Source organism: Alteromonas sp. RKMC-009 (assembly GCF_003584565.2).
Lineage (GTDB): Bacteria > Pseudomonadota > Gammaproteobacteria > Enterobacterales > Alteromonadaceae > Alteromonas.
The window spans coordinates 1,917,906-1,941,886 of the sequence record NZ_CP031010.1; the positions used below are offsets into that span (position 1 = coordinate 1,917,906).

The 23,981-nt window shown below is 49.5% G+C and carries 23 protein-coding genes and 1 pseudogene; 9 read left to right on the plus strand and 15 right to left on the minus strand.

Annotation, left to right across the window (positions count from 1 at the left end):
* Positions 1–72: 72 nt before the first annotated feature.
* A complete protein-coding gene (gene recN / locus DS731_RS08465) occupies positions 73–1,755 on the minus strand; it encodes a DNA repair protein RecN (protein WP_119500909.1) in 1,683 nt (560 codons plus the stop codon).
* A 213-nt stretch (positions 1,756–1,968) separates the two neighbouring features.
* On the opposite strand from recN, the gene DS731_RS21935 reads away from it, so the two are divergent.
* Positions 1,969–2,109 carry a hypothetical protein gene (locus tag DS731_RS21935; protein WP_161599132.1) on the plus strand — a complete coding sequence of 47 codons (141 nt, stop codon included), beginning with the start codon at positions 1,969–1,971 and terminating at the stop codon, positions 2,107–2,109.
* Positions 2,110–2,177: 68 nt separating this feature from the next.
* Here the strand turns inward: DS731_RS21935 and DS731_RS08470 are convergent, their stop codons facing one another.
* From DS731_RS08470 to DS731_RS08490, 5 genes and pseudogenes are all read right to left on the minus strand, one after another.
* Positions 2,178–3,026, minus strand: coding sequence for an MFS transporter (locus DS731_RS08470; protein ID WP_119500910.1), 849 nt, complete (start codon positions 3,024–3,026; stop codon positions 2,178–2,180).
* Between the two features lie 192 nt (positions 3,027–3,218).
* Positions 3,219–3,447 (minus strand): annotated as a pseudogene (locus DS731_RS22425) (transposase zinc-binding domain-containing protein); the annotation flags it as partial.
* A gap of 238 nt (positions 3,448–3,685) precedes the next feature.
* A complete protein-coding gene (locus DS731_RS08480) occupies positions 3,686–4,024 on the minus strand; it encodes an AzlD domain-containing protein (RefSeq protein ID WP_119500911.1) in 339 nt (112 codons plus the stop codon).
* Positions 4,021–4,746: an AzlC family ABC transporter permease gene (locus DS731_RS08485; protein ID WP_119500912.1), complete on the minus strand. Its 726-nt coding sequence runs from the start codon at positions 4,744–4,746 to the stop codon at positions 4,021–4,023. Before DS731_RS08485 ends, DS731_RS08480 begins: the two co-directional genes overlap by 4 nt.
* Before the next feature lie 77 nt (positions 4,747–4,823).
* On the minus strand, positions 4,824–5,930 hold the full coding sequence (locus DS731_RS08490) for an ROK family transcriptional regulator (protein WP_119500913.1): 1,107 nt from the start codon (positions 5,928–5,930) through the stop codon (positions 4,824–4,826).
* A gap of 157 nt (positions 5,931–6,087) precedes the next feature.
* Between DS731_RS08490 and DS731_RS08495 the strand changes: the two genes are divergently transcribed.
* On the plus strand, positions 6,088–7,344 hold the full coding sequence (locus tag DS731_RS08495; RefSeq protein ID WP_202980715.1) for a YbiU family protein: 1,257 nt from the start codon (positions 6,088–6,090) through the stop codon (positions 7,342–7,344).
* A 16-nt stretch (positions 7,345–7,360) separates the two neighbouring features.
* On the opposite strand, the gene DS731_RS08500 is transcribed toward DS731_RS08495, so the two are convergent.
* Positions 7,361–8,062 (minus strand): SOS response-associated peptidase family protein, encoded by a 702-nt coding sequence (locus tag DS731_RS08500; RefSeq protein WP_119500915.1) that lies wholly within the window; start codon positions 8,060–8,062, stop codon positions 7,361–7,363.
* Positions 8,063–8,193: 131 nt separating this feature from the next.
* Between DS731_RS08500 and DS731_RS08505 the strand changes: the two genes are divergently transcribed.
* From DS731_RS08505 to DS731_RS08520, 4 genes are all read left to right on the plus strand, one after another.
* A complete protein-coding gene (locus DS731_RS08505; protein ID WP_202980716.1) occupies positions 8,194–8,298 on the plus strand; it encodes a PhzF family phenazine biosynthesis protein in 105 nt (34 codons plus the stop codon).
* A gap of 239 nt (positions 8,299–8,537) precedes the next feature.
* The gene (locus DS731_RS08510) at positions 8,538–9,338 is read left to right on the plus strand and encodes a winged helix-turn-helix domain-containing protein (RefSeq protein ID WP_119500916.1); all 801 of its coding nucleotides are present in this window, start codon (positions 8,538–8,540) and stop codon (positions 9,336–9,338) included.
* 338 nt (positions 9,339–9,676) lie between these two features.
* Positions 9,677–10,513: a hypothetical protein gene (locus DS731_RS22255; RefSeq protein WP_232373512.1), complete on the plus strand. Its 837-nt coding sequence runs from the start codon at positions 9,677–9,679 to the stop codon at positions 10,511–10,513.
* Positions 10,514–10,573: 60 nt separating this feature from the next.
* Entirely contained in the window at positions 10,574–11,446 is an 873-nt protein-coding gene (locus DS731_RS08520) for a PhzF family phenazine biosynthesis protein (RefSeq protein ID WP_232373513.1), read from the plus strand.
* Here the strand turns inward: DS731_RS08520 and DS731_RS08525 are convergent, their stop codons facing one another.
* The 3 genes from DS731_RS08525 to DS731_RS08535 all read right to left on the minus strand — a co-directional run bounded on the left by DS731_RS08525 (position 11,447) and on the right by DS731_RS08535 (position 14,282).
* Complete coding sequence (locus DS731_RS08525; RefSeq protein ID WP_119500918.1) at positions 11,447–12,358, minus strand: hypothetical protein; 912 nt, start codon at positions 12,356–12,358, stop codon at positions 11,447–11,449.
* A gap of 73 nt (positions 12,359–12,431) precedes the next feature.
* Positions 12,432–13,691, minus strand: a complete 1,260-nt coding sequence (locus tag DS731_RS08530) for a sialidase family protein (protein ID WP_119500919.1) — start codon at positions 13,689–13,691, stop codon at positions 12,432–12,434.
* Positions 13,692–13,835: 144 nt separating this feature from the next.
* Entirely contained in the window at positions 13,836–14,282 is a 447-nt protein-coding gene (locus DS731_RS08535; protein WP_119500920.1) for a DUF3859 domain-containing protein, read from the minus strand.
* Positions 14,283–14,428: 146 nt separating this feature from the next.
* Between DS731_RS08535 and DS731_RS08540 the strand changes: the two genes are divergently transcribed.
* Both DS731_RS08540 and DS731_RS08545 read left to right on the plus strand, forming a co-directional pair.
* A complete protein-coding gene (locus tag DS731_RS08540) occupies positions 14,429–15,286 on the plus strand; it encodes an alpha/beta fold hydrolase (protein WP_119500921.1) in 858 nt (285 codons plus the stop codon).
* Positions 15,287–15,398: 112 nt separating this feature from the next.
* A complete protein-coding gene (locus DS731_RS08545) occupies positions 15,399–16,049 on the plus strand; it encodes a sulfotransferase family 2 domain-containing protein (protein ID WP_119500922.1) in 651 nt (216 codons plus the stop codon).
* A 22-nt stretch (positions 16,050–16,071) separates the two neighbouring features.
* Here the strand turns inward: DS731_RS08545 and nadK are convergent, their stop codons facing one another.
* The 5 genes from nadK to DS731_RS08570 all read right to left on the minus strand — a co-directional run bounded on the left by nadK (position 16,072) and on the right by DS731_RS08570 (position 21,386).
* Positions 16,072–16,947: an NAD(+) kinase gene (gene nadK, locus DS731_RS08550; protein WP_119500923.1), complete on the minus strand. Its 876-nt coding sequence runs from the start codon at positions 16,945–16,947 to the stop codon at positions 16,072–16,074.
* A gap of 71 nt (positions 16,948–17,018) precedes the next feature.
* Positions 17,019–17,783 (minus strand): 3-hydroxybutyrate dehydrogenase, encoded by a 765-nt coding sequence (locus DS731_RS08555; RefSeq protein ID WP_119500924.1) that lies wholly within the window; start codon positions 17,781–17,783, stop codon positions 17,019–17,021.
* A gap of 9 nt (positions 17,784–17,792) precedes the next feature.
* Positions 17,793–18,791, minus strand: a complete 999-nt coding sequence (locus tag DS731_RS08560; protein ID WP_181013659.1) for an extracellular catalytic domain type 2 short-chain-length polyhydroxyalkanoate depolymerase — start codon at positions 18,789–18,791, stop codon at positions 17,793–17,795.
* 52 nt (positions 18,792–18,843) lie between these two features.
* Complete coding sequence (locus DS731_RS08565; RefSeq protein WP_119503360.1) at positions 18,844–20,070, minus strand: E22 family MetX-like putative esterase; 1,227 nt, start codon at positions 20,068–20,070, stop codon at positions 18,844–18,846.
* Between the two features lie 20 nt (positions 20,071–20,090).
* Positions 20,091–21,386: a GntP family permease gene (locus DS731_RS08570; protein ID WP_119500925.1), complete on the minus strand. Its 1,296-nt coding sequence runs from the start codon at positions 21,384–21,386 to the stop codon at positions 20,091–20,093.
* Positions 21,387–21,573: 187 nt separating this feature from the next.
* Between DS731_RS08570 and DS731_RS08575 the strand changes: the two genes are divergently transcribed.
* Positions 21,574–23,895 (plus strand): TonB-dependent receptor, encoded by a 2,322-nt coding sequence (locus tag DS731_RS08575; RefSeq protein WP_119500926.1) that lies wholly within the window; start codon positions 21,574–21,576, stop codon positions 23,893–23,895.
* Positions 23,896–23,981 lie beyond the last annotated feature (86 nt).

A 23,981-nucleotide genomic window follows, 5' to 3' on the forward strand; every position in this document is an offset into this window, starting at 1 on the left:
TCAGAATGCGGCTGTCGCAAAATAATGCGCGACAGCATGCTACCCAATCACCTATGACCAATCAACCGCTTATTAGTTCGATTCTGCACTTTCTAACAGTTCTCTGGCATTTGCCAGTGCTGATTCGGTTACCTTGTCACCGGCAAGCAACCGGGCCAGTTCGTCTATCCGGTCCTGCTTCGTTAATGGCAACATCTGTGTTTCTGTTGTACTGCCATCGCTGAACTTGGTCACAAACAACTGGTTATGGGCCTGTGCAGCAACCTGAGGTAAGTGCGTAACACACATAACCTGACTCACTTTACCCAGCCGGCGTAACAAACCACCCACAATGGCGGCGGTCGGGCCGCTGATCCCTGTATCGACCTCATCAAAAATCATGGTCGGTGTTGCGTGTTTGTCACTGGTCAGTACCTGAATGGCAAGCCCGATACGCGACAGCTCACCGCCCGACACCACTTTCTCCAGCTTGTCTGCCGGCTGACCGGGGTTAGTGGATACCAGGAAAGTCACATCATCCAGACCAGACGCCACAGGCGTTTTGTCTTCCTGATAATCAACGGCAATATCAATCACCGCATGAGGCATATTCATCTGACGGATTTGCCCCTGAATTGCTTCAGCCAGCTTAACCGAAGCGATCTGCCTTGAAGCTGAGAGTGCTTCACAGGCCTGACGGTAAGCGTCTTTTGCTTCAACGACCTCATGCTGTAAATCTTCCAGACGATTCTCATCCTGCTCCAGACCGGCAAATTCTGCCGCCAGTGCCTGATGATGCCCGAACAGTTCTTCAGGCATCACAGTATGCTTACGTGCCAGTTCCATGGCCTTGCTGTAACGGGATTCCACCTGTTGCAGCCGCAGAGGATCTATTTCAAGATCATCGCAATAGCTGCGTAATTCTCTGGCCGCTTCTTCTACCTGAATAGAGGCATCGTTCAGCAAGGCAATAATCGGTGTCAGGGCGCTGTCGTGCTCTTCCAGTTCAGACAGGCGGTCAAGACCATTTTGAATAATGGATAACGCATTACCCTCGTCATTCTCATACAGGTTATAAAAACTCGTTTGCGCCTGTTCCAGCAAGGTCTGTCCGTTACTCAACCTGCGGTGCTCAATTTCCAGTTCGGTAAATTCGCCGTCTTCAATGGCAAATTCATCCAGCTCCTGGACCTGGTAGGCCAGCAGTTGCTGACGGTCAGCACGCTGTTGCGCCTGTGTTTCCAGGTTTTTCAGTTCCGACTGCTTCTGTTTCCACAAGCGGTAGTTATCTGACACGGCGCTCAGCAACGCAGGATGCGCGGCATACTGATCCACCAGCTTTCGCTGATAATCGTCTTTCAAAAGCTGAAGGTGCGTGTTCTGGCCATGGATAGCAATGAGGTACTGGCCGAACTGTTTCAGTTGTTGCAGCGATACCGGTGTGCCGTTAATGAACGCTTTCGATCTGCCTTCGCGGGAAATGACACGGCGCACAAAACAGCTGTCGTCATCTTCATCCAGCAATTCCTGCTCATCCAGCCAGGCCAGCGCAGCTTTATGGCCTTTCAGATTAAAATGGGCAACGATTTCTGCTTTAGGCGCGTCTTTACGCACCGCGCCGGCATCGGCCCGCTCACCCAGACAAAGGCTGAGTGCGTCAATGGCAATAGACTTACCCGCACCGGTTTCACCGGTGATGGCCGTCATACCCGACTCAAGATTGACAGATAATTGCTTAACAACAGCGAAATTTTTGATCGACAGATTAACCAGCATGTGTTCACCGCAGTATGTTTATACAGTGTGTGTAAATATATACAGTATTCTGATTGTGTAAAGTAAAGTTTTTTCTACGTTAAAAAAAATCCGGGTAAATTGCTTTATTATAATTTTTATTAAAAACCTGCGCACAAGGCATTACAGGCTGGCAAACTCAAACAATGGAAGCAGGAAACGGATTACCGCAAACGTTCGCTGGCTGAGACGGCCATGTGGCGATATAAATCCCTGACCGGTGACAAGCTTCGTTTACGGGTTTATGACGCGCAGGTGGGTGAAGTCATGGCCCGGGTGGCAGTGTTGAATAAAATGGCCTCGTTAGGGATGTCCTTGAGCCAGATGGTCCGCTAAGTGAACTGGGGTTAAGGGGAAATCTGTCCTAGAAGATGATTTGATCAACAAGGCTAGGGTTGAAAACCCTAGCCTTGTTTCTCATTTGCACTCTGCTGTAGTGATTTTGGCTCAACCGGAGCAGTAATATTCAGTTTCAACTCAATTTCTTCAAGCGACAGCTGTTTGGTTTCCGGTACTTTTCGCCAAATGAAGATAAACCCGAGTAAACAAATAATGCCATAAATCAAAAAGCTCCCTTGTGCTTCAAAAGTATGATTAATCAATGGAAAAGTGTAAGTTAAAACAAACGAAGCAAACCAAAGAGTAAAAGTACCGATAGCCATAGCTACGCCACGAACCCGATTAGGAAAAAGCTCAGCTAGTAATACCCAGGTAACAGGTGCCAATGTCATCGCATATATTGCAATTGCACACAGTACCAGCAGCAGAACAGGCAAACCTAAAGTGCCTGTTTGATAAGCCAGTGCAATCAAGGCATAAATAATCGTCAAACCAATTGAACCGAATAACATGAGTTTACGTCGCCCTAGACGGTCAACTAAAGGTAAAGCGAGTAAAGTAAAAATTAAGTTCACAGAGCCGGTTGCTACAATGGATTTTAGTGTATCGTCAATATCAAATCCTGCGCTGGTAAAAATTTCCTGCGCGTAATTAAATACTACGTTGATGCCACACCATTGCTGAAATGCAGCCAGTACTATACCAATGATTAACACGGGTTTAAGTGATAGCAAATCCCCAAATCCACTGCCATGCCTTACTGACAAATTAGCCTTTAGTTCGGTTAGAACCTTACTTGTGTAGCTGCTACTACCAATTTTAGCCAACACTTCTCGCGCTTCAGTAAAGCGAGCTTTTTGCGTTAGCCAGCGTGGTGATTCAGGGATTAAAATGGCCAGAATTAAAAATAACATTGCCGGAACTAGCTCAGCCGCATTGCTTCGAAGAACTTGTAGCTATTCAATTTTATTTTTACGTTGTTATCGAATGTTGGAGCGTTTGTTACAATATTTAACACCGGTGCTCGACGAAAGAGAATGCTATATTTGCGCATTCATGATGGATTATTTTATTGTCATTAACCTGCAGCATATATAAAGCGGGCGCCTGCGTGTACCGGCAACGATTAACTGCATTTGATACATTTTTCCTTTGTTGTAAATCGCAGTTGCGCCACCTCGCCAGGTAAGGTAAACACCACATGGTAATACTTTACCGGCAACAACTGTTGTTCTCTGGCCTGAACCCAGCGTTTGGCACTCGCCCCTGACGCTTCGGAAAACGCCGGTTACGACAGGAGTTGTACGCAATCAGCCCGGTATGACAACTATCGCAACCCTACGGGAATTCAGGACGACATTGCCCTTTATTCAGGATAGAAGTGCAATACAAAATCAGAATAAAATTAGAGATGTGGGAGCGAGAATCTTACCACGGAGCGGTTTAGTCCATTGTCCATTCCCTGTCTTGTGAAAGGTTTATACATCCCCTACAAATTCCGCCAGACAAAGAAAAACTAAAAGATATTCTTAGAGTACCCGGGCAGTTGACCTTTCCCGCAAAGCTATTTTACTCACCCCAAAACCACCTTCACGGCCCCGAACACCACCACGCCGGTGAGAGTGGGTAATCCCATCGAGCGGGTTTTCGACCATACAAGCAGTGTTGCCAGCAGGCCTGCTACCGTTGCTGTCCAGGAGGGGATGGTGAGGTGTACCGGTACCAGCGAGCTGCCGAGCATGGCGGCTATCATTGCCGGGCCGGATACGGTGAGCCAGTCTGGCATATCGGGTGTTGTTTCATCATTTGCATGCTTAGCGAGTTTTTTGCGCATCCACAAATAAGGAAGCAGTCTGATTAAATAAGTGCCAACGGCAATACTTACCAGGGTCAGCCACATTTCCTGACTCATTTCTGGCTGTCTCCGGGTTGCATTGCCTTAATTGCATAAAACACGATGGCGCCGGCTAAGGCGGCAAGGGGAATGGCTGCATTCGGGTAACCTGCTATTTTGCACAGCATAGACAGCGCCGCAGCGGTGACCAGAGTGGTGGTCCACAACATGCTGTTGCAGCGGGGGGCAACCAATACCGCAAACAGGGCGGGCAGGGCGAACGGCAGGGCTTCATTGACGAGTGGCCAGCGTTGGGTAAGTGTATCGCCGGCTACTGCGCCAAGTGCTGTACCGCCAATCCAGCTGAACCATGCCAGCAAGCCTAAACTTGTATACCATGCCATCCGGTGTGCTTTGGGCAGTTGTGGCAAGCGCACCAGTGCCAGTGCAAATACCTGGTCGGTAAGACCATGCATCAGAGGAAACCAGCGTTTATTTGAATCCATGTACCTGGCAATATTCGGTGCATAGACCATATGGCGGGCGTTAATCAGTAGTGTCATCAGTACAACAAGTGGAAGGGGGGCACCGGATGCCACCATTGCTACAAATAAAAATTGTGAAGCACCGGCATAGATGAATGTTGAGATCAGAATGGTTTCAAATACGCTGAAACCAGCTTGTATTGAAATTAAGCCAAAGGAGATGGCTACGGGAATATAACCCCCGAACAAGGGAAGGGCATCCTTCAGTCCCTGACGCCATGGCGAAAAGTCCGGCGTGATTGTAAGCGTATTCATTCCGCAGGTTCCTGTATGCATGTTCCGGTCACCCGGTCATGGTGAAAATAGTGTGTCATGTGCAAGGTGAGATGAAATTAAACGTTCCGGCTGTAACCACGCAGCACCGGGGCGGTGGGATCCAGTAAAGCCAGTTTCTCCAGTGCAAGTTCTCTGGCACCGGCAGATGCGCCGTATAACGGTGCCTTTTCCGGCTCTGAGGTAACAGAAATAGCCGTGCCGGCAATATTACTGGCCAGTGCATCTTCAATGCAGGCTTGCAGTGCCGGATGGTGACAAAGCTGACCGCCGAGCACCACCTTTTCCGGGTTGGTCAGAACGCAGGTAGCAGCCACCACCTTACCGGTGGCATTCAGCACCTCTGCGGGCAGTGCGTTGCCGGGTGTCAGCGCCATTTCATAAAAGTGTTCAGTATACAGAGATTCAAGTAGCGGTGGCGCAGTGCCCAGCCTGACATAACCAATTTCACCGGCCATACCGTCAGCACCACGCACAATATTACCGTTGAGCATGAGGCCGCAGCCTATACCTCTGCCAAGATGGATATAAGCAAAATTCTGACAGCCGTCATTCAAATATTCGATGAGTGTGGCCCAGTTTACATCGTTATCGACGGTCACGGGGCAGTGGTAACGATCGCCAAGCAGCTGTGCAAACTGAAGGCCGTGCGCCATCGGAAAAGGAGAGTGAGGCAGGGCCAGCACATTACCGGTAACCGGACTAACAGGATCGGCCACAGACACGCCCGTAGCGAGCAGCGGTGCGTTTGTTGTCTTCAGGGTTTTGTCTGTGAGGGTGAACATATTCTGCACGAAATCTGCCTGCAAACGCCCTTTGGGATAAGTCACAAACTCTTCAGAAAGTGTATTTCCGGTAAAATCCGTGATACGTATCCAGGTGGCATTTTCTTCCAGTGCGAGGGAGAGCAGGGCCCCGAAATCCGGGTTTATTTCATATATAACCGACGGACGCTTTGATGACACGTTATCCATTTCAGATGCGGTTTTAATCATGCCTTTTTCAGTCAGTCTTTGTGCAGATTCTGACACCGTGGGTTTGGAGATCCCGGTCATTTTGGCGATGGCTGCACGGGACAAACGCTGCGCTTTCTCCAGACACTGAAAAAACTGCTGGTCTGTGCGCATGGCCAGGCTGCCGGGCCGGTGATCAGGCTTGGCTGACATCGTGTGCTGCTTCCTTTCTCTTAAATCTGCTTTGTTAACGAAATGAAAAAAATGTCTTTACTCAATGCGATGCCCAGACTAGTATAATTTAACAAGTTAGGAAACCTTACTTATTTAATTGTGAGGTTAATAATCCATAAAATGAGAGGGAAGTATTGTGAGCGAACAGACGTCTAAATCGTATCTGCCCGACGATATCGAAAAAGCCATTAAAGACACTAAACAACTATGGCGGGAGCGCATTGGTGATGTACCTGCTCTGCTGGAAAGTATTGTCGCGGGACTGGAAAGAAACATTCAGGCTATTGAACAGGATATTCAAAACGGCAACACAGGCTGGCCTGAAGCAAACTATGAAGATATTGCCGCCGGTACGGTCTCTGCGGATGTGATGGCCGGGGTAAAACAACGGGGATGTCTGGTGGTACGGGAGCACTTTCCCCGTGAACAGGCCGTGAAGTGGGACAAAGAGCTGGTGGATTATGTGGAATCTAACGATTTTGATAATCAGTACCGGGGGCCGGGAGATGACTTTTTCGGGACCTTGTCGGCGTCCCGTCCTGAAATATTTCCTATCTACTGGTCTAAACCTCAGATGGAAGCGCGCCTCAGTAGTCGCATGCAGGATGTACAGGTATTCTTAAATTCATTCTGGAAAACGGAATCGGAAGGCAGGAAATGGTTTGATCCTGCATGCAATTATATTTACCCCGATCGTGTAAGACGCCGCCCGCCCGGCGTGACATCCGGCGGTCTCGGACCACACACCGATTCCGGTGCGCTTGAAAGATGGTTATTACCGGCATATCAGAAGGTGTTCCGCCATATTCTGGACGGCAACTTTGATAAGTACGACCCCTGGGATGCAGCCTGGCGACCGCTCGTGAATGAATATGAAGGCGGAACAACGAAATGTTCGGCGTTCAGAACGTTTCAGGGCTGGACGGCATTAAGTGAAATCAAACGGGACCAGGGCGTGCTGTTTACCATTCCCGTGCCGGCTGCGATGGCGTATTTGCTTATTCGCCCGTTGCTGGACGATGTGCCCGAAGACAGTCTATGTGGTGTATCACCCCGCAAAGTGCTGCCGGTGGATGAGAAATGGCACAGCTTGCTGTTGCGGGCGAAGGCAACCATCCCGGATATGTCGCCGGGAGATTCGGTGTGGTGGCACTGCGATGTGATCCACGGCGTAGAACCGGTTGAAAATCAGCAGGGGTGGGGGAACGTAATGTATATTCCGGCGGCGCCGGGTTGTGAGAAAAACCGTTTATATGCACAGCGTTGTGCCGGAGATTTTAAAGCAGGCAGATCGCCGGATGACTTTCCGGAAGAGCATTACGAAGAAAGCTGGGACAACAGAGTGAAATGGTCAGACTTATCTGACGCAGACAAAAAAGCATTTGGTGAATAAGCCCTACAGTGCCGGCTTATACGATATCCTCACCGGACGGTGCCAGAAAGCAGGAGTCACCGTTTTTCTCACCGCCTTTAAAGGTTTTCACCTCACTGACGGTGAGACCGGTGTATAGTTTGGGTTCGTCCAGAATGGCACTGACTACGGGATCGTCCGGTCCACCATTTAACCAGGCGTTCACAGCGTCGCGGTTGTGGGGCAAAAAGCACGGAATGGATTTTTCGTGAAACTGGCTGAAACGGGGATGGGGCGGTCTGGTGATCACTGCACAGGCAGCCGTGCCGTTGTCGAACTGCCTGTACACCGCACCGATTAACATGGCGCCCTGCGCTTCCATCAGGTAGTGTACTTTCCCTTTTCCCTGCGGATTCGACTCGCCAACTGCGGTGGCAACCACAATACCTCTTTGATAACGTACCGCATGTTTCCAGAAAGGACTGTCGAGATTACGCGCATTGAAAGTAGTACGGTCACCAATAACCAGTCCGTCGCCCTCTGGTCTGGCATCAAACCACCAGGTCGCATCAATAACGTTGTCAGGCGCTGTTATCAGATTGGTGATTTTACGGGCCGGATTTTTACCAAAAGCGGGATAGAAATTCAGTACCCCGCCGCTTTCTTCCTTAAACAAGGGCAGTGTGGTGGTTAAGCCAACTTCTTCTAGCAGGTCAATGACGGCGGGGCAATCTGTCACCCGCTGAATGAATCCGCACATAGTCACTTCGCCTTTTTGTTCTGATTATCCTTACCCTATCTGAACATAATGCATTTTGTAAGGTACGATAGAGCCAAAATGAAGCCCGCAATACTTGCGGCCAGAAGCCCCCCTACCAATCAGGTAAAATAATGAAAAGAGCATTTAAACAGGTTGATGTTTTCACCAGCGTGCCGTTTAAGGGCAACCCTGTTGCCGTTGTAATGGATGGCTCATGGGAAGGAGATGACTTTTGATTTACTGTGCAGCTATGATCTCACGTCAGGGACTTATTCGCCCCTTCCCCAATAAATCAGTTACCTGTAAGCACTTTAAAAAATGGCTAAAGTCAGTAGAATGATGGTCATTTATTGTTCAGAACATTGTTGCCGTGACGGAATCGCATGCCGGTCAATATTCATTCGGCCCTTTTTTACTCGACATAACGCATCGGGAGTTGCGAAAAGAGGGGGAGCTCATCGAGATATCGGTGAGAATGTTTGAGCTCCTCAGTGCGCTGGCCAGCCAAAGTCCGCAGCCGGTGAGTAAGCAATCTCTGCATGACATTCTGTGGCCTGAAATCGTTGTGTCTGACTGGTCGTTATCGCGTCTGGTGTCGGATACCCGACAATTGCTCGACGATGACGGCAAAGATCAGAAATACATCCGAACAGTAAAAGGCATCGGTTTTCTGATGCCAGAAGTTGTGTCTATTGAACCCTCTTCTTCGCTCACCCCGCCATCGAAAATGAAACCCTTCTTGCTGGTTGCCTTGCTTGGTCTCTTCATATTTAGTGCTGCCAGTATGTACCGGTACTGGTCTCATCAACGCTTAGTGCAAGCCGCCAGTGATATCGCCACCTATCAGGCCCATACTTATACCGCCTTTATGGCACAACTTAAGCGGCGTAACGAACTCGTCGCGTTACTTGAAAAGCGGTTAGGTATTACGCGGCAGGAGCAATATGAGAAATTTTTTGTTCGCTACTGGCCTCAAATGAACAAAGAAGAGCGTTTTGTCTGCTCGCAAAGCCGCTCTATTACCAACACTGGTTTGGCTGAAAACAACCAGAAAATACACGATGTGCTGGAAGCGAATCCGGCTTTGTTTGAACACATTGAAGGCACCCGGGAGCTAAAGCAGCATTTGCGTTTCTGGCTGGACAAATATCACGGAGTATTTATTAACAGGGAAGATATGTGCCTGCTGTACAGCGGTGTTGAAGATGGGGTGCCTTATCCCTCCGGCGTGGATGAGGCGGTGCTGACGTGGCTAACTCAAAATAGCGTTAAATAAGCAGTCTGAGAAGGAATGTGTCCAGGCTTTTATTCTGAATAAGTTAAACTTATTTGTCTGTAGCAGATGGTAATGACAGTATTTAATGTCATTAACCTAACCCATTGAATTTTCTGTCTTTCAAAATTAATCAAGTGTCACTCAAGCAATTCAATCCGTAAATTCTTACCCTGTCGACGATGTGAAGTAAGCAGAATTGCCGGACAGGAAATCCTTCAGAACTAGTTAACAGAATGATTGCTTTTGTGGGCCGGTCGATTCATTTGAATTAACGACGAAAAAAGTAGGGAAACAGGATGAATAAGATCATCAGGCTAATCTTGACATGTACAATTCTGATGCAAAACGCTCAAGCTGAGATAATACTTGGCGACCCGAATTTTAACGTAGACATGCCGGTTCTGTCTTCTGCCATATTGAAAGGACATCAGGAAATAGATTCTCGCGGCGTTACAGAAGTGAGAAGCTACAAAAACAGTGACACCATCTATCTGACAACCGGCCCGGGCAGCGGCTATTCCAGCTTAGACATTCAGGGAGGTTACGCATCGGGCAGCGCTCGTTGGGAGGCTGTACAAAAGCGTCCGTGGAGCCCTAACGGTGCACTGACAGATATAGATATGGGGGGGAGCTTTACCATTGGGGATATTTACATTACTTATGACGGGGCCGAGGCTGAAACGCCTCGTCACGTGAGAGGCTCTGTACATACTTCACTGAGCCTTGAAAGCTTCGGTAAAACCCGGTTTGAATTAGCTGTAAGCATGCCCGGATATTATCAGAATAAGCACATCGCGGATGTAGAGGATGGTGTTGAATTAGTCGATGAAGTGATTAGCTATGACGATATTCTGATGGCAGTAAACTCTCCACTTTATTTAGAAGTGCGTCCTTATGCGTATATCCGCTCCATAGATACTGATGGCGATCCGCTTGATACTCATTATTTGTCTGAACTAAATTGGAATTTAATACTTGGAGGCTCTCCTGCATTCGTGCTTCCTGACGGATTCTATGCCAATTCTTTGGACGGCACGATTGTCGACAACTACTTTGTGGGGAACGTTGCTTCACTTCCTGCAACCGCAGTACCGGCGCCAGCTACCTGGTTGTTGTTTGCAATCACGCTGGTAGTAGTTATTGTCAGACATAATCACTTTTGTAAGATACGATAGAGCAAAAATGAAGCCCGCAATACTTGCGGCCAGAAGCCTCCCTCCCAATCAGGTAAAATAATGAAAAGAGCATTTAAACAGGTTGATGTTTTCACCAGCGTGCCGTTTAAGGGCAACCCTGTTGCCGTTGTAATGGATGGCTCAGGGCTTACAACACAGCAGATGCAAGCGATAGCTCACTGGACCAATTTATCTGAAACTACTTTTGTGCTTCCTGCAGAGGATAAGCGGGCCAGCTATCGGGTGCGGATATTTACCCCCGGCAGTGAGTTACCATTTGCCGGTCACCCCACTATCGGTACAGCCAGCGCATTACTTGAAGCCGGTCTGATAACTGCGGCAGACGGCAAAATTGTGCAGGAATGTGCGGCAGGGCTTATTACACTGCACGTTTCCGGTGATGCTGATCAACCGCTCACTATCGCTTTCACGTTACCGGAGCCGGTAATTACGCTGTTAACTCAGGATGAAGTGGAGAAACTGGAAAAAGCTCTGAATTGTCAGATTGACCGCAGTGTTACGCCGGCGCTTGTTGATGTGGGGGCCCGCTGGGTTGTTGCTAAGGCATTTACGCCGGAATCGGTATTGCAGGCGAAGCCGGATTATACGGCTCTGGCAGCCGCAGACAGTGAAAATAGCGCAACAGGAACCTGTTTATTTGCTGCATATGATAGCGGAAGTGCCGACATTGAAGTGCGCTCATTTGCACCAGCCTGCGGCGTCAGTGAAGACCCCGTGTGTGGCAGCGGCAATGGCAGTGTGGCGGCATTTATGCGTTTTCATAATATGCCGCTTATCCAAAAATCAAGTTTACTGTCATCGCAGGGGCAAAAACTGGGACGGGCAGGCAGAGTGCATCTCGACATTACGCCAGATGCGGTGAAGGTAGGTGGCGCGGCAGTAACATGCATAGACGGCCACCTGACAGTTTAATTATTGCGTAACTTCAAGCACATCCGGCAACACGAAAGACACTTTATTCGGGTGCAGGCGGAACCATAAACCGGGATTCTCATCAAGCTGGGCCTGTGCAGTGGTTTCGTCTTCGCTGATGGAAGTGTTCAGCACCTTTGCGTAGGTTACCTTTTTTGCCGGTGCAGTGCTGGCATCCACCACTGACTGAACCAGTTTTTTCGCGCCCAGAATAGCGGCCGGTCCGAGGGTTAAAATCATCCCTGCTGCGCGGCATTCTGCTTCGTCCTGCGGGCTGATTGCGCTGCCACCGGCTTTAAATTTGCTGATGTGGTGCTCAAGAATACTGGCAGAAATGGGAATGAGACCTGCCATGTGGGAGGCTTTTGCGCCGGAGAAAGGCTTGATGTAAGCGAGGTGAGACGCCGCATTGTCTTCCGGACCGTGACCGATAAAGAAAATGTCCAGACCACCAAGGCGTTCAAGTTTTTGTAAGTAATCTTCCAGACCTGCCCGAACATCTTCAAGATCCGTTTGCATGGGGGTGAAGCTTTTGATTTTGGCAAAGAATGCATCGCCAAGAATACGCTCGAAATCCCGCACAAAACTCAGGCTGTTTTGCATGCTCATGGGGGCCAGTGCATCCTGTGTGAATACGTTCAGCCGCGCAAGTACATCATCCAGTTCGCTGCCTTTTGCTTTTTCTCCCAGCAAACGGTGAAATGCCTGAGCGCCACGCCCGCCAAGCAGGGCAATATTAATATCACCGTCTTTGCCTTCTGCTGTTTTCAGTAATTCTTCCAGCATGGCTTTGCCCACTTCCGCTTCTGATGGCATAACAACGGGGGAAACACCATAGTCTTTGTTGTTGCTGATGGTTGCTTCGTGCTGACTTAACCAGACGTTAGTTTGTTTATTAGCTTGCTGAGTCACTCATTTCACCTGTTAAAACGATTCGGTTCTGTACTCGCTGTATCGGTACATAAAAAATGCTACCGGTAGCATATCATTGGTCAGGGTTTGTTTCGAGGCTATCCTGAACGCGCAAACTACTCACCGGTATTCGGGTGACGGCAATGTCTTCCTTGTTCACGGCATAGCTGATCCAGAGTGCATCACGCCAGACAATACTCTTCGGGTAACTGTAACCGGTGCGTTTATATTTTCCGGCGAATTTCATCGGCGGCAACGAAGATTCATCTCTGGCGAGCAGGGCATGATCAAAGTGTTTACCGTCACGGCTGAGCGTGACAACCAGCGGCAGCCGGTCTTTCGTGCCGGAGGGATTATTAACCAGATAGGCGGTGCCATCGGGTAAATTACCGGCGCTCTGTTTGGCCCGTGAATCAGGCATATTGGTAACCACAGGTAAAGACCAGGTGTCACCGTTATCTTTACTTACCGATGCCAGCACTCGAAAGCTGCCGGCCTGATCACGAAATGTCATAACAATGTTGTTGTCTGCATCAACAAAGGATGACGGTTCAAGCTCCCGGCTGATGGTGTCTTTGTGGGGTAAATTAGTGAAATTGCCCGCTGTCCATCCTGACGTGGCTGAGGGGTCTTCAGTGTAATAAGGTGTCGCATGCAAACCCGGTTGCATGTGAAAAACCGTAAGAATGCGACCTGGCGGTAAGGCTTTCAAATCCTGTTCAATAATACCTTGTACCGGGCGTCCGCCGGCACCGGTAACCGGTTTAAACGCACTCCAGTTAATGCCATCTGAACTTGTTGCATATTCTGTATAACCCTGCTTTTGTGGTGCATCGTCTGGCCATACATTAATAAACGCAATTAAGGTATCTCCCTGCGTCCACCAACCGCCGCTGGTGACAATGGCGTGCTCCCTGGCCGGTGCAAGCACACGGGAGTTATTCCAGTGTTCTCCGTCTTCACTGAAACTGTAAATGACATGGGTGCCGGGTCCGTCTTCATCTTTGCCTGATGTTTGCCACTGGCAGAAAAGTTGTCCTTTAAAGCCGGTGAGCACAGCGCCGTGGTTGTAGCCCGCCTGAGTTTGAACACCTTCAAATACGGTAAAGTGTTGTACACCATCCGGCGATTTAAGTGCAGGGAAAGTGTCGCCTTGCTTCGTAAATAGAGTCGGATCGACGGTAAACGGCGCAGCGGGCTTAGCGGGTTCTTCTGAAAATGCACTGAACGGATAAGTCAGGATGAGTAACGCAAACAGAATACGTAGATCTACATAACGAAAAGCCGTCTGGCGGAATGCAAAGAGGGAAGCTGAAAATGGGGATTGAAACATGGCAGAAACTCATTGAAACATAACAACATGCTTGCCGGAGTGTACCAATATGCCCGGCCTGCGTTTTTATTTCTGCCCGGGATGTTCAAATATCAACATCCTCGGGTGTGTTCAGACCAGCTTGTGCAAATATCAACGGGCCGGTTACCAGCGTTTCAGTTTAGGTTTGCGGCGTTGCCAGAACTGAGCGCCTTCGTATGGGAGTTCATGCTCTACAGTGAAGGTTTTATCAGCAATAATGCTGCCGTTTAATTCCAGTGTCATGCGCCAGTCACCGGCTTTATCGTCAAGGGGCTCCCAGAGCGTATCCCCCAGATAAAAATCCCAGTCGTTTGAGCGTACATATTCTTCACCGTCGAAGGGCGCCATGGGCTCTCCGTCTTTACCCGGTATGTCGGGGTGATAAATACAGTACCGGACCTTTTGATTTTTCGCCCGCTTGATATTCACAATGAAGCCGAATTCAATATCCAGTTCAAGGGGGATATCAAGGGTAAACGTCTTTATCTTAGGTAACGCTTTGTCTTCAGCATCCCACTTTGAATGGATACCAAAAGTCAGCATTTCTACAACGGGTTCAGGTTTGGCCATGGTCTTATCCGGCTGGGGTAAAATCGCGGGCATGGTATCAAATCCCGTGCCGGTCTCACAGTCTGTTTGAACCCTGTAGAATGCTGGTGGCGATCAACTATACTGTAATAAATGCAGTAAACAGAGTCTGACAGGTGGTTAGCACTATGAAAATGACAGGCATTGTGGCGGTGTGTGTTTTATTACTGACAGGGTGTGGTGGTTCGGGAGACAGCACCAGCCGGTCTGCGCCGGCTGTCAGTGAGCCTGACATAACAGTGACAGAAAATGTCAGTTACCGCCAGGTGCTGGCTCTGAATGCCACATCCCCTGATGTAAATATGGCTTATGGCGAAGAGCCATTGCAAACCGGCGATTTGTGGATGCCCGCAGACGTAGTATCACCGCCGCTGGTGATTGTGATCCACGGCGGCTGCTGGTCAAATCAGTACGGACCGGAACAACTCTATCCTCTTGCCTCGGCGCTTCAGGAAGACGGTTTTGCTGTGTGGGTGCCGGGTTTTCGCCGCAGCGGGGATGAGGGCGGCGGCTGGCCGGGTACGCTGGAAGATGTCGTACAAAGCATCAATTATATTTATCAGCAGAATGAGTATCCGTTTGACGAAACCAGCGTTACGCTGGCCGGACACTCTTCAGGCGGTCACCTTGCATTGCTGGCCAGTCAGCAAATCACATTACCTGTGGCGCGTATCACCGGGCTTGCGCCCGTTACAGACATCGTGGCTTACTCACAGGGCGCAAGCAGTTGTCAGCAAGCTGTGACTTCATTCATGGGAAGCCGCCGGGAGGACGATCCCGAGGCCTGGGCTGAGGCAAATCCTGTCAGTTACAGTTACGGTACACCGCTTTGGATCCTTGCCGGTGAGCAGGACATTACGGTGGCCATTGAACAGAATCCCATACCTGAGGCCACTTTTGTTGTAGTGGAACGCGCCGGACATTTCGACTGGCTACATCCTGATACGCCTGCTTTTCAGGTGTTTACCTCTTTGCTGGCCCGTTAGCACCTACTACAATTTTCGTGTAATTTGCAGTGAATATGCATAAAGTGGCTTTTTTCTGTCATCTGACAACCGTATTCTGAGCCGTAATAAGAAAAAAAGTAAGGACGCTGTTTTGTTGTTATCCCATAAGCATCAGTTTTTGTTTGTTCATATCGCCAAAACCGGCGGTACCAGTGTAAGAAAAGCCTTATCCTCTCACCGTTGGGATATTAAATACGGTCTGCCGCAGTTTGTGGTGAACAAGCTGAGCCAGTTCACCGGGCATAAACTGGGATGCCGTTTTCCCCGTCACAGCCGCATTGTGGCAGCCAGTGAAATGTTGCCGGCGGATTATTTTAGTAATCTGTATAAATTTGCCTTTGTGCGCAATCCCTGGGATTTGCAGGTCAGCTCCTTTTATCACATCAAGCGGGAACGCCCTCAGGTTCTGGAAGGGCATGACAACTTTAAAGATTTCATGCGTTTCAAGTTTGATCCGGCGCGGCCTTACCAGTACCACATTGATACTTCGCTGCAATTACAGTCTGACTATCTGGTGGATTTGCATGGCAATGTACTGGTAAATAAAGTCGGCAAATACGAAAACCTGCAAGGGGATTTCGATAACATCTGTGAGCATATTGGCCTGAAAAAAATCAAGCTGCCCCATAAGCGTAAAGCGGATGACAGAAAACGCTACCGCGCTTACTACGATGATGACCTGGCGGAAAAGGTGGCTAACCATTTCGCCCGGGATATTCAAATGTTGGGGTATGAGTTTTAACCGGGCATACTGCCCGGGAGGATCAGTAAAGCTTGCTGCCCCAGCTCAGTTTATTCCGCAGAACATTGAAATAGCTGTAGCCTTTAGGGTGCACAAGGCGCAGGGTATCCTGACTTTTATGCACGCGGATCTCATCCCCGGGCAGAACTGGCAATACAATATGACTGTCGCAGCTCACTTGCAGGCTGTCGCTGTTTACTTTTGATACCCGCATAGAAATAGTGCTTTTTGAGTCCACCACAATCGGACGGCTGCTGAGGGTATGAGGGAACATGGGCACCAGGGTTAATGCATCCAGGTGGGGTACAATGATAGGGCCGCCGGCAGATAAAGAGTAAGCCGTGGAGCCGGTAGGTGTGGCAACAATTAACCCGTCTGAGCGCTGACTGAACACAAACTGGCCGTCGATATAAATCTCAAACTCCATCATGTGAGCCACTTTACCGTGGTGCAATACTACTTCGTTCATCGCGGCATTATTGCTCTTCAGTTTTTCGTGGCGATACACACACACTTCCAGCAGGAAGCGCTCTTCAACCACGGTTTCACCGGAAAAAATAATATCCAGTTGCTCTTCAATCTGGTCCGGGTGGATATCGGTTAAAAAACCCAGGTTTCCACGGTTTACGCCGACAACATGAATGTCAAAACGGGAGAGTACACGCGCTGCGCCCAGCATACTGCCGTCCCCACCGATAACCACGGCTAGGTCGGCTTCTTTTCCGATAGTGACTAAATTGGCGGCAGGGTATTTGTCGTTATCCATCTCATCAATGATGGATTCTTCGATAAGTACGCGGCAACCACGCTTATCGAGCCAGGTCGCTATTTGTTTGAGACTGTCCTGAGTGCCGGTATGGTCAGGTTTACCAATCAGGCCAACGGTTTGATAAGTCATAATCTGGCTAATGCCCGCATGCTGCTACATTTTTTCGGACATTAGCACAGAGTTTGATAAAAAAGAAAGGGTTAGCGCGCCACCCAGCCGCCATCAAGTACCATGGTCTGACCGGTGATATTGCGTGCACCGTCGCTGATGAGAAACTTCGCCGTCGCGCCCAGTTCGTCCATTGAAATAAATGCTTTCTTAGGCATGGGCTTGAGCATAATTTCATTTAACACTTCTTCTTCGCTGATCCCGTTTTCCTTAGCCTGGGCAGCAATCTGCTTGTCTACCAGCGGCGTTTTTACGTAGGAAGGGCAAATGGTATTGATGGTGACGTTGCAGTCGCCGGTTTCAAGCGCAATGGTTTTGGCAAAGCCAAGCAAGCCGTGCTTGGCTGCGACGTAAGCCGATTTATAAGGAGAGGCAACCAGCGAGTGTATTGAGCCTACATTGATAATGCGGCCAAAATCATCAGCGCGCATACCGGGTAAAAATGCCTGTGTAAGCAGGGCAGGACCAACCAGCATAATGTTGATGAGCTGCTGCCATTTTTCGGCCGGAAAATCCTCAATTTTAGACACATGCTGGATGCCGGCGTTGTTGATAAGCACATCTACCTTCACGTCTCCCAGTTTGCCGGGAAGTGCTGCGACCTGCTCAGCATCGCATACGTTAACTTCAACGGCCTGCGCGCTGAAGCCGGCGTCCTTTAATTGCTGAGCAGCAGACTCAGCGGCATCAAGATTAATATCTGCAATGAGTAGATGATGCCCGTCATTTGCCAGTGATTCAGCAATGCCATACCCGATGCCACTGGCACCGCCAGTGATAAATATATTCAAAGCCATGATAGAACCTTAATTTGATGATAATCCAAGAACGATATCGCGGACGGCATTAATCTGCTCTCCGCTGCGAGTGGCGTAATCTTCTCCGGTGTAACCCCACCAGTCCCAGCAGCCCTGAGGATTTAAAGGCATGAAAAGCGATTTGCGGGTTTGCGGGTACACCACCACCATATTGTTACTGTCGGCCCAGTTATTCAAGCCGGTTTGCTCTACGTAAGCTTTGCCCACTGCTTCTGCGTACTGATTACAACCATGAAAACTGACATGCACCCGGCATTGTTCACCTTCACGGCAACTGGCAGGAATATAAGCATAGCCGGTTTCTGCCATAGTCGAGGCATTATCGCCGGCGAGTGTCTGCTGACTGAAACTCACTACCTCACCACTCAGCTTGTCGCTGGCGGGTTGTAAACCGTCCAGCAGAAAGTTGAGCATTTCACCTGCTGCATCATAGTCACAACGGCCGATATAAGGTGAGTCAGAGGACATACACTGTCCGCCGTTGTTCTTTGTAGGAAATAAATGGGCAACCGGTTTATTGTTAACGTAAGTAATTTGTTCAGCCGGCATCAAAGCCGCATACTGGGCGTTTAATGCATCACTGACTGCGCTGTTTACCCGTACGTCGCGGGTGCCGTGAAATAACCAGACCTTATCGTTTTGCAGTGCTGACAAAGGGGCCAGTTTTCCTTCCTGCGCCAGCGTTTTTACTTTTCCGGTGAGTGCATTCACATCAATGGCTGGTTCAGTTTTATCTACACACTGACTCAGCGCTGTGCTGATATCACCTTTTGCGCAGTAATAAGGGCCAGCCGCCAGAATACCCGCTCCGTCAATCCAGTCGCTGTAAGCCAGGTGAAACTGATTGGCCATGTAACCGCCGGAAGACAAGCCTGACACTGTGATGTGATCAGTATCGAGGTTAAGCGCCGGCACCTGTGCCATTGCGCCGGCGCTAAAAAATGCTGAGAGCAGGGCGGCGGTGGCGTTGTTTTTCAATCCGTGCATAAATCGTGTTTCCGTTATGAATCGTGAATGTTTGAATGAGGAACCGGGTGCATCATTCAGTTTCGTCGTTTAAAAACCGGCGCAGCAGTTGTTCTTTTTGTTTGATGTCTGCCACTCCTTCAAGATGCCCCAGCGCGCCTTTCAGATAACTGAGTTGCGTATTCTTGCCTTGAGATTTCAAAATACCATGGGGAGCTTCAGCCATGTATGGCATAAGCAGAAGATCGGTTTCAGCGGGCAAATACAGCGTTTTCGCCTTAACGTTCTTCAGCCCCTCTTGCAGGGATCCCCGGTAGCCGGCAACGAACAATTGATTTGCGCGAACCAGATAAAGCAGATGGTTGGCATCCATTAAATCAGCACGGTCTTCTGCCCGGCTTCTGAGCCAGTTAATGATTGAATGGGTGGCATGAATATCCTCAAGCGGGCCTTTTTCCTGTGGGGTATAGCCCAGCGCTTTGCCTTGCTGATTGAAAAAATCCGGATGCAGCGCCTGCAGAGTAATGCTCATGAGTGCCACGACCAGACCGTCTTTTGGCGGATTATCACGGGTGTAATCACCGTTATTCCAGTGCTTATCCAGCCGGACTGGCAAAGCCCACTGTTCCAGCGCGGCGGTGGTCCAGGCGTCAGCCTGAGCCGCAGGGATCACGGCAACCATTCGGGGCACCCAGTCCGGGTAAGTCGCGGCCCATTCCTGTGCCTGCATCGAGCCCATAGAAGGACCGGCAACGGCATGCAGCGATGAAATGCCAAGGCTTTCCAGTACGAGTTTTTGTACGTTGACAAAATCGCGGATGGTCACCACCGGAAACGACAAACCATAAGGCTTACCGGTTTCCGGATTAATGGTGGCCGGGCCTGTGGTCACCACATTCGGGTCGTAAGCGGACAGGTTTACCAGAGAATCCACACTGATCACAAAGAATTTATTGGTGTCTATGGCCTTGCCGGGGCCGATAATGGCATCCCAGTATCCGGGTTCAGCATCATCTTCGTGATACCGGCCGGCGGCGTGAGAGTTTCCCGAAAAATAATGCGTGATAAGTATGACGTTATCTTTGGCGTCGTTGAGTTTGCCGTAACTTTCCCAGCCAACTTTCACTTCAGGAATAATTTCTCCGCCGTAAGTTTCAAACTGTGTAGTAGTGAAAACCTGCTTTTCTGTCATCAACATGGCTGTACCTGACTGGTTGGGCGGTGTGGCGGCACAGGCCGGTTGGACGGCTACCGCGAATAAGACAATTAACCTTACCAGTATGCTACGAAAATTAGTCATAAATGTAGTCATCATTTTCCTTAAAACAGACTGAACAGCGTAATGGCAATAGCTAAGCCAATAACCGGCACTACCACGGTCAGTGCGGCCATGGCACCGTATGCGGCTTTGTGGGTTTCGCGACAAATAGCACGGATGGTGGTAACAACGTAACCATTATGCGGCAATGAATCCAGCGCGCCGGATGAAATAGACACGATACGGTGCAATTGTTCGGGCTGTACGCCCTGGTCAATATAATGCGGTGCAACCAGCGGTAAAACAATGGCCTGGCCGCCGGACGCCGAGCCGGTGAGTCCGGCAATGACACTGACCGCAATCGCTGCGCCAATCAGTTCATTGCCCGGAATATGTGTCATAATTTCAACGGTTTGCTGAAAAGCCTCTGTGTGTTTGGCGATGGCACCGAAACCCACCACGGCTGCGGTGTTGCCAATGGCGACCAGAGCACCGGTTGTGCCATCGTTAATGGCGGCGGATAAATTATGAAAGTAGCGGAAATTGATGATCATCAGCGTCAGTACGCCGCCTGCCAGTGCAACGATTAATGCCAGTTGCGCCATGCTGTCATGGAGTAAAAAGGATAATGCCAGTACGACAAACAGGGGCAGTATGCCGGTCAGCGGACTGGGGTAATCTCTGGCTTCAATTTCTGGATCCCCGGTGCGGCTTTCAAACTTTTCGCCGTTAGCGATGGCACGGCTAATCATGCGCTTCAGCCACCAGTAACCGAATGAGGCCATAAAGACAGCAACCAGCAAGCTGACTTCCCATGCTGCAAAGGGAGATGTACCCAGATATTTTATCGGGATCCAGTTTTGGATTTCAGGTGAACCTGCTGATGTCATGGTGAAAGTGACAGAGCCGAACGCCAGTGTAGCCGGAATAAAACGGCGGGGCAGATTGGCGTCTTTAAACAGGCTGAGCGCCATGGGGTACACCGAAAATGCCACGACAAACAGACTTACACCACCGTAAGTTAAAATGGCGCAGGCAAGCACCACAGCCAGCACGGCATGTTTAAAACCCAGCTTATCGACTATCCAGCGGGCCACGGAGTCTGCCGCACCGGTATCTTCCATGAATTTACCGAAAATAGCCCCCAGCAAAAACATAAAAAACCAGGCCGCAATGAAGCCGGAAAAGCCACCCATGTAGAGGGTGACAAAATTCTCTTCGCCCTGAAAAAGAGGAATACCGCTGGTAAGCGCAACAATAACGGCGCAAAGCGGAGCAGCAATAAATAAATTCATGCCGCGGATGGTAAGCACAATGAGGAGGGCAAGCCCGCCTGTAAGGCCAATCATACTGATCATATCGGGTTCCTTAATAACAATCTGTGACCGCAGACGCTTCAGGAACTGAAAAGATTGTGTCGTTAAATCAGTAAGATGCCCATAGTACGATGGTACTACTTACTGCTACAAAAAATTAACATAGAGTTTACCTCAGACCGCAGCTTCAGTGCCGAATAGTTGAAACAGATAACAAAAGGGACACATCATGATAAACGCACAGAAACCCGTTAACCGCTTTACCCGCACGCTAAGTGCAGTAGCGGTCACAGCCGCATGCTTAAGCACTCAGACTGCATTTGCACAGCAAAACAACGATGAAAGCAGAGGCAAATTAGAGCGCATTGAGGTGACGGCCCGTAAAACGGTAGAGTCACTACAGGAAACGCCTGTTGCTATTACTTCAATCGGTGCTACTGAGTTGACAGAAAAGGGCATCAGCGTGCTGACGGAAATTCAGCAGTTCTCACCGAATACCACTATGCAAACCAGCCGTGGTACTAACTCTACCTTAACAGCATTTATCCGCGGGCTGGGTCAGCAGGATCCGCTTTGGGGTTATGAACCCGGTGTGGGGATTTACATTGATGATGTGTATATGGCACGGCCACAGGGCGCGGTGCTGGATTTACTTGATGTACAGCGAATTGAAGTGCTGCGGGGGCCGCAGGGCACACTGTACGGTAAGAACACCATTGGTGGTGCGGTGAAATATGTCACGAAAGAAATGACCGGCGAACCTCAGTTTAACGCTGAAGTGACACTGGGCAATTACAGCCGCCGCGACATGAAATTAACCGGTCAGATGCCGCTGATTGAAGACAAAGTTTACCTGGGTGTGGGTTATGCAAACCTGAACCGCGATGGCTACGGTGAGTTTCTGATCTCTGCACTGGATGGCCAGGATACAGAAAACTACAACAAAGATCTGTGGGCTGCCAGACTGACTCTGGAAATTCATCCGTCTGATAACCTGTTTTTACGTTTCGGCTGGGATAAAACCGAAGATGATTCAAATGCCAAAGGGGGTTACCGGTTACTGCCAAGCTTACGTACCGACGCACCGCAACCGGATTCCGTTTTCGACTCTTACACCAGCATGCCCACAGACAACTATGTTGAACTGGAAGGCTTCAGCTGGCTCGCCAGATACAATGTGAATGAAAATCTGGAACTGAAATATATCGGCTCCCACCGTGAGAGCTTTTCTGATACCAATATCGATTTTGATAATACTCAGCTGGATATTTTTGACGTACCGGCCATTTACGATGATTCTAACGATACTCACGAAATTCAGGCGAACTATACCGGCAGTGCGTTCAGCCTGGTGAGCGGTCTGTATTATTATGACGGTGAATCCTGCGGTGTATTTGATGCGGTACTTGGTGTGCTGGGGCGGGACTACGCGGCGCTTGGCATCTTCCCTGAAGGTACGCCGGGTTTCACCCGTGAAGTGTCCGGTTGTAATAACAGTGAAAGCTGGGCGGCGTATACCCAGTTAAATTACGATATTACCGATAAACTCTCTCTGTCTCTGGGGGCCCGTTATACCGACGAAGAAAAACAGGCAACGGTAAATAATGGCACGGTATTGTTTAATCTGTACCCTGAATCCGGCTGGATTGACGGTTATGTCCGTCCTGACGGTCTGACTATGCCGCAGGTGCTGGGCAGCGATTCCGATGGCGACGGCGTGCTTGATGCGCCGGCAAAAGAAAGCTGGTCACGTTTTACGCCGCGGGTCGGGGTAGAATATCAGTACACCAGGGACACCATGTTCTTCGCCAGTTATTCTCAGGGCTTTAAGTCCGGTACGTTTAACCCCCGCGCGACAATCAATGAACCCGGTGTTTCACCGGAAGTGGTGGACTCGTTTGAACTGGGCGTGAAAAGTGATTTAACCAGTCAGTTCCGCGTTAATGCCACGGCTTTCAGCTACAACCATAAAGATCGTCAGTATATCGGTATTGAAGGTAACTCCGATGATCCCACCGCATTGCTTCAGCGTCTGAGAAACGCCGCTGAAACTGCCGCCTCGGGTATTGAGCTGGAGATGACCTACGTGGTGAATGAGGCGCTGAAGTTTGATCTGGCCTACGGTTTTATCGATTTTGAAATTAAAGAGAATAATGCAACGCCGCCGCTAATCGGACTGGCAAGCACACCGGAAAACACTCTGAATTTCGGTGCAAACTATTTATTGCAAACCAGCATGGGTGATTTCATTTTCAACGCAAACTATTACTACCGTGATGACTATCTGCTGTTTGAAACCAGCGACCTTATTGAGCAAGACGCGTACGGTATGGTCAACTTTGGCGTAAGCTGGGAAAGCATGGAAGGTAACTGGTACGGTGGTCTGCATGTGAAAAACCTGACTGACGAAGAATATCTGGTTGGCGGTTATGACTTTGTCACCCGTAATGAGGATGGCAGTTACGGTCCCGGTTTGGGTAACGATACCACGCTGATTGGCTATTACGGCGATCCGCGCACGGTACAACTTACCGTAGGCTACCGGTTCTGACTCTGATTGTGTGTAAACTCTTAAAGGCGGCAAGGGCCGCCTTTTTGTGTTTGATGACTTGAACCCGGAGGCAGACTTCGTCAAAG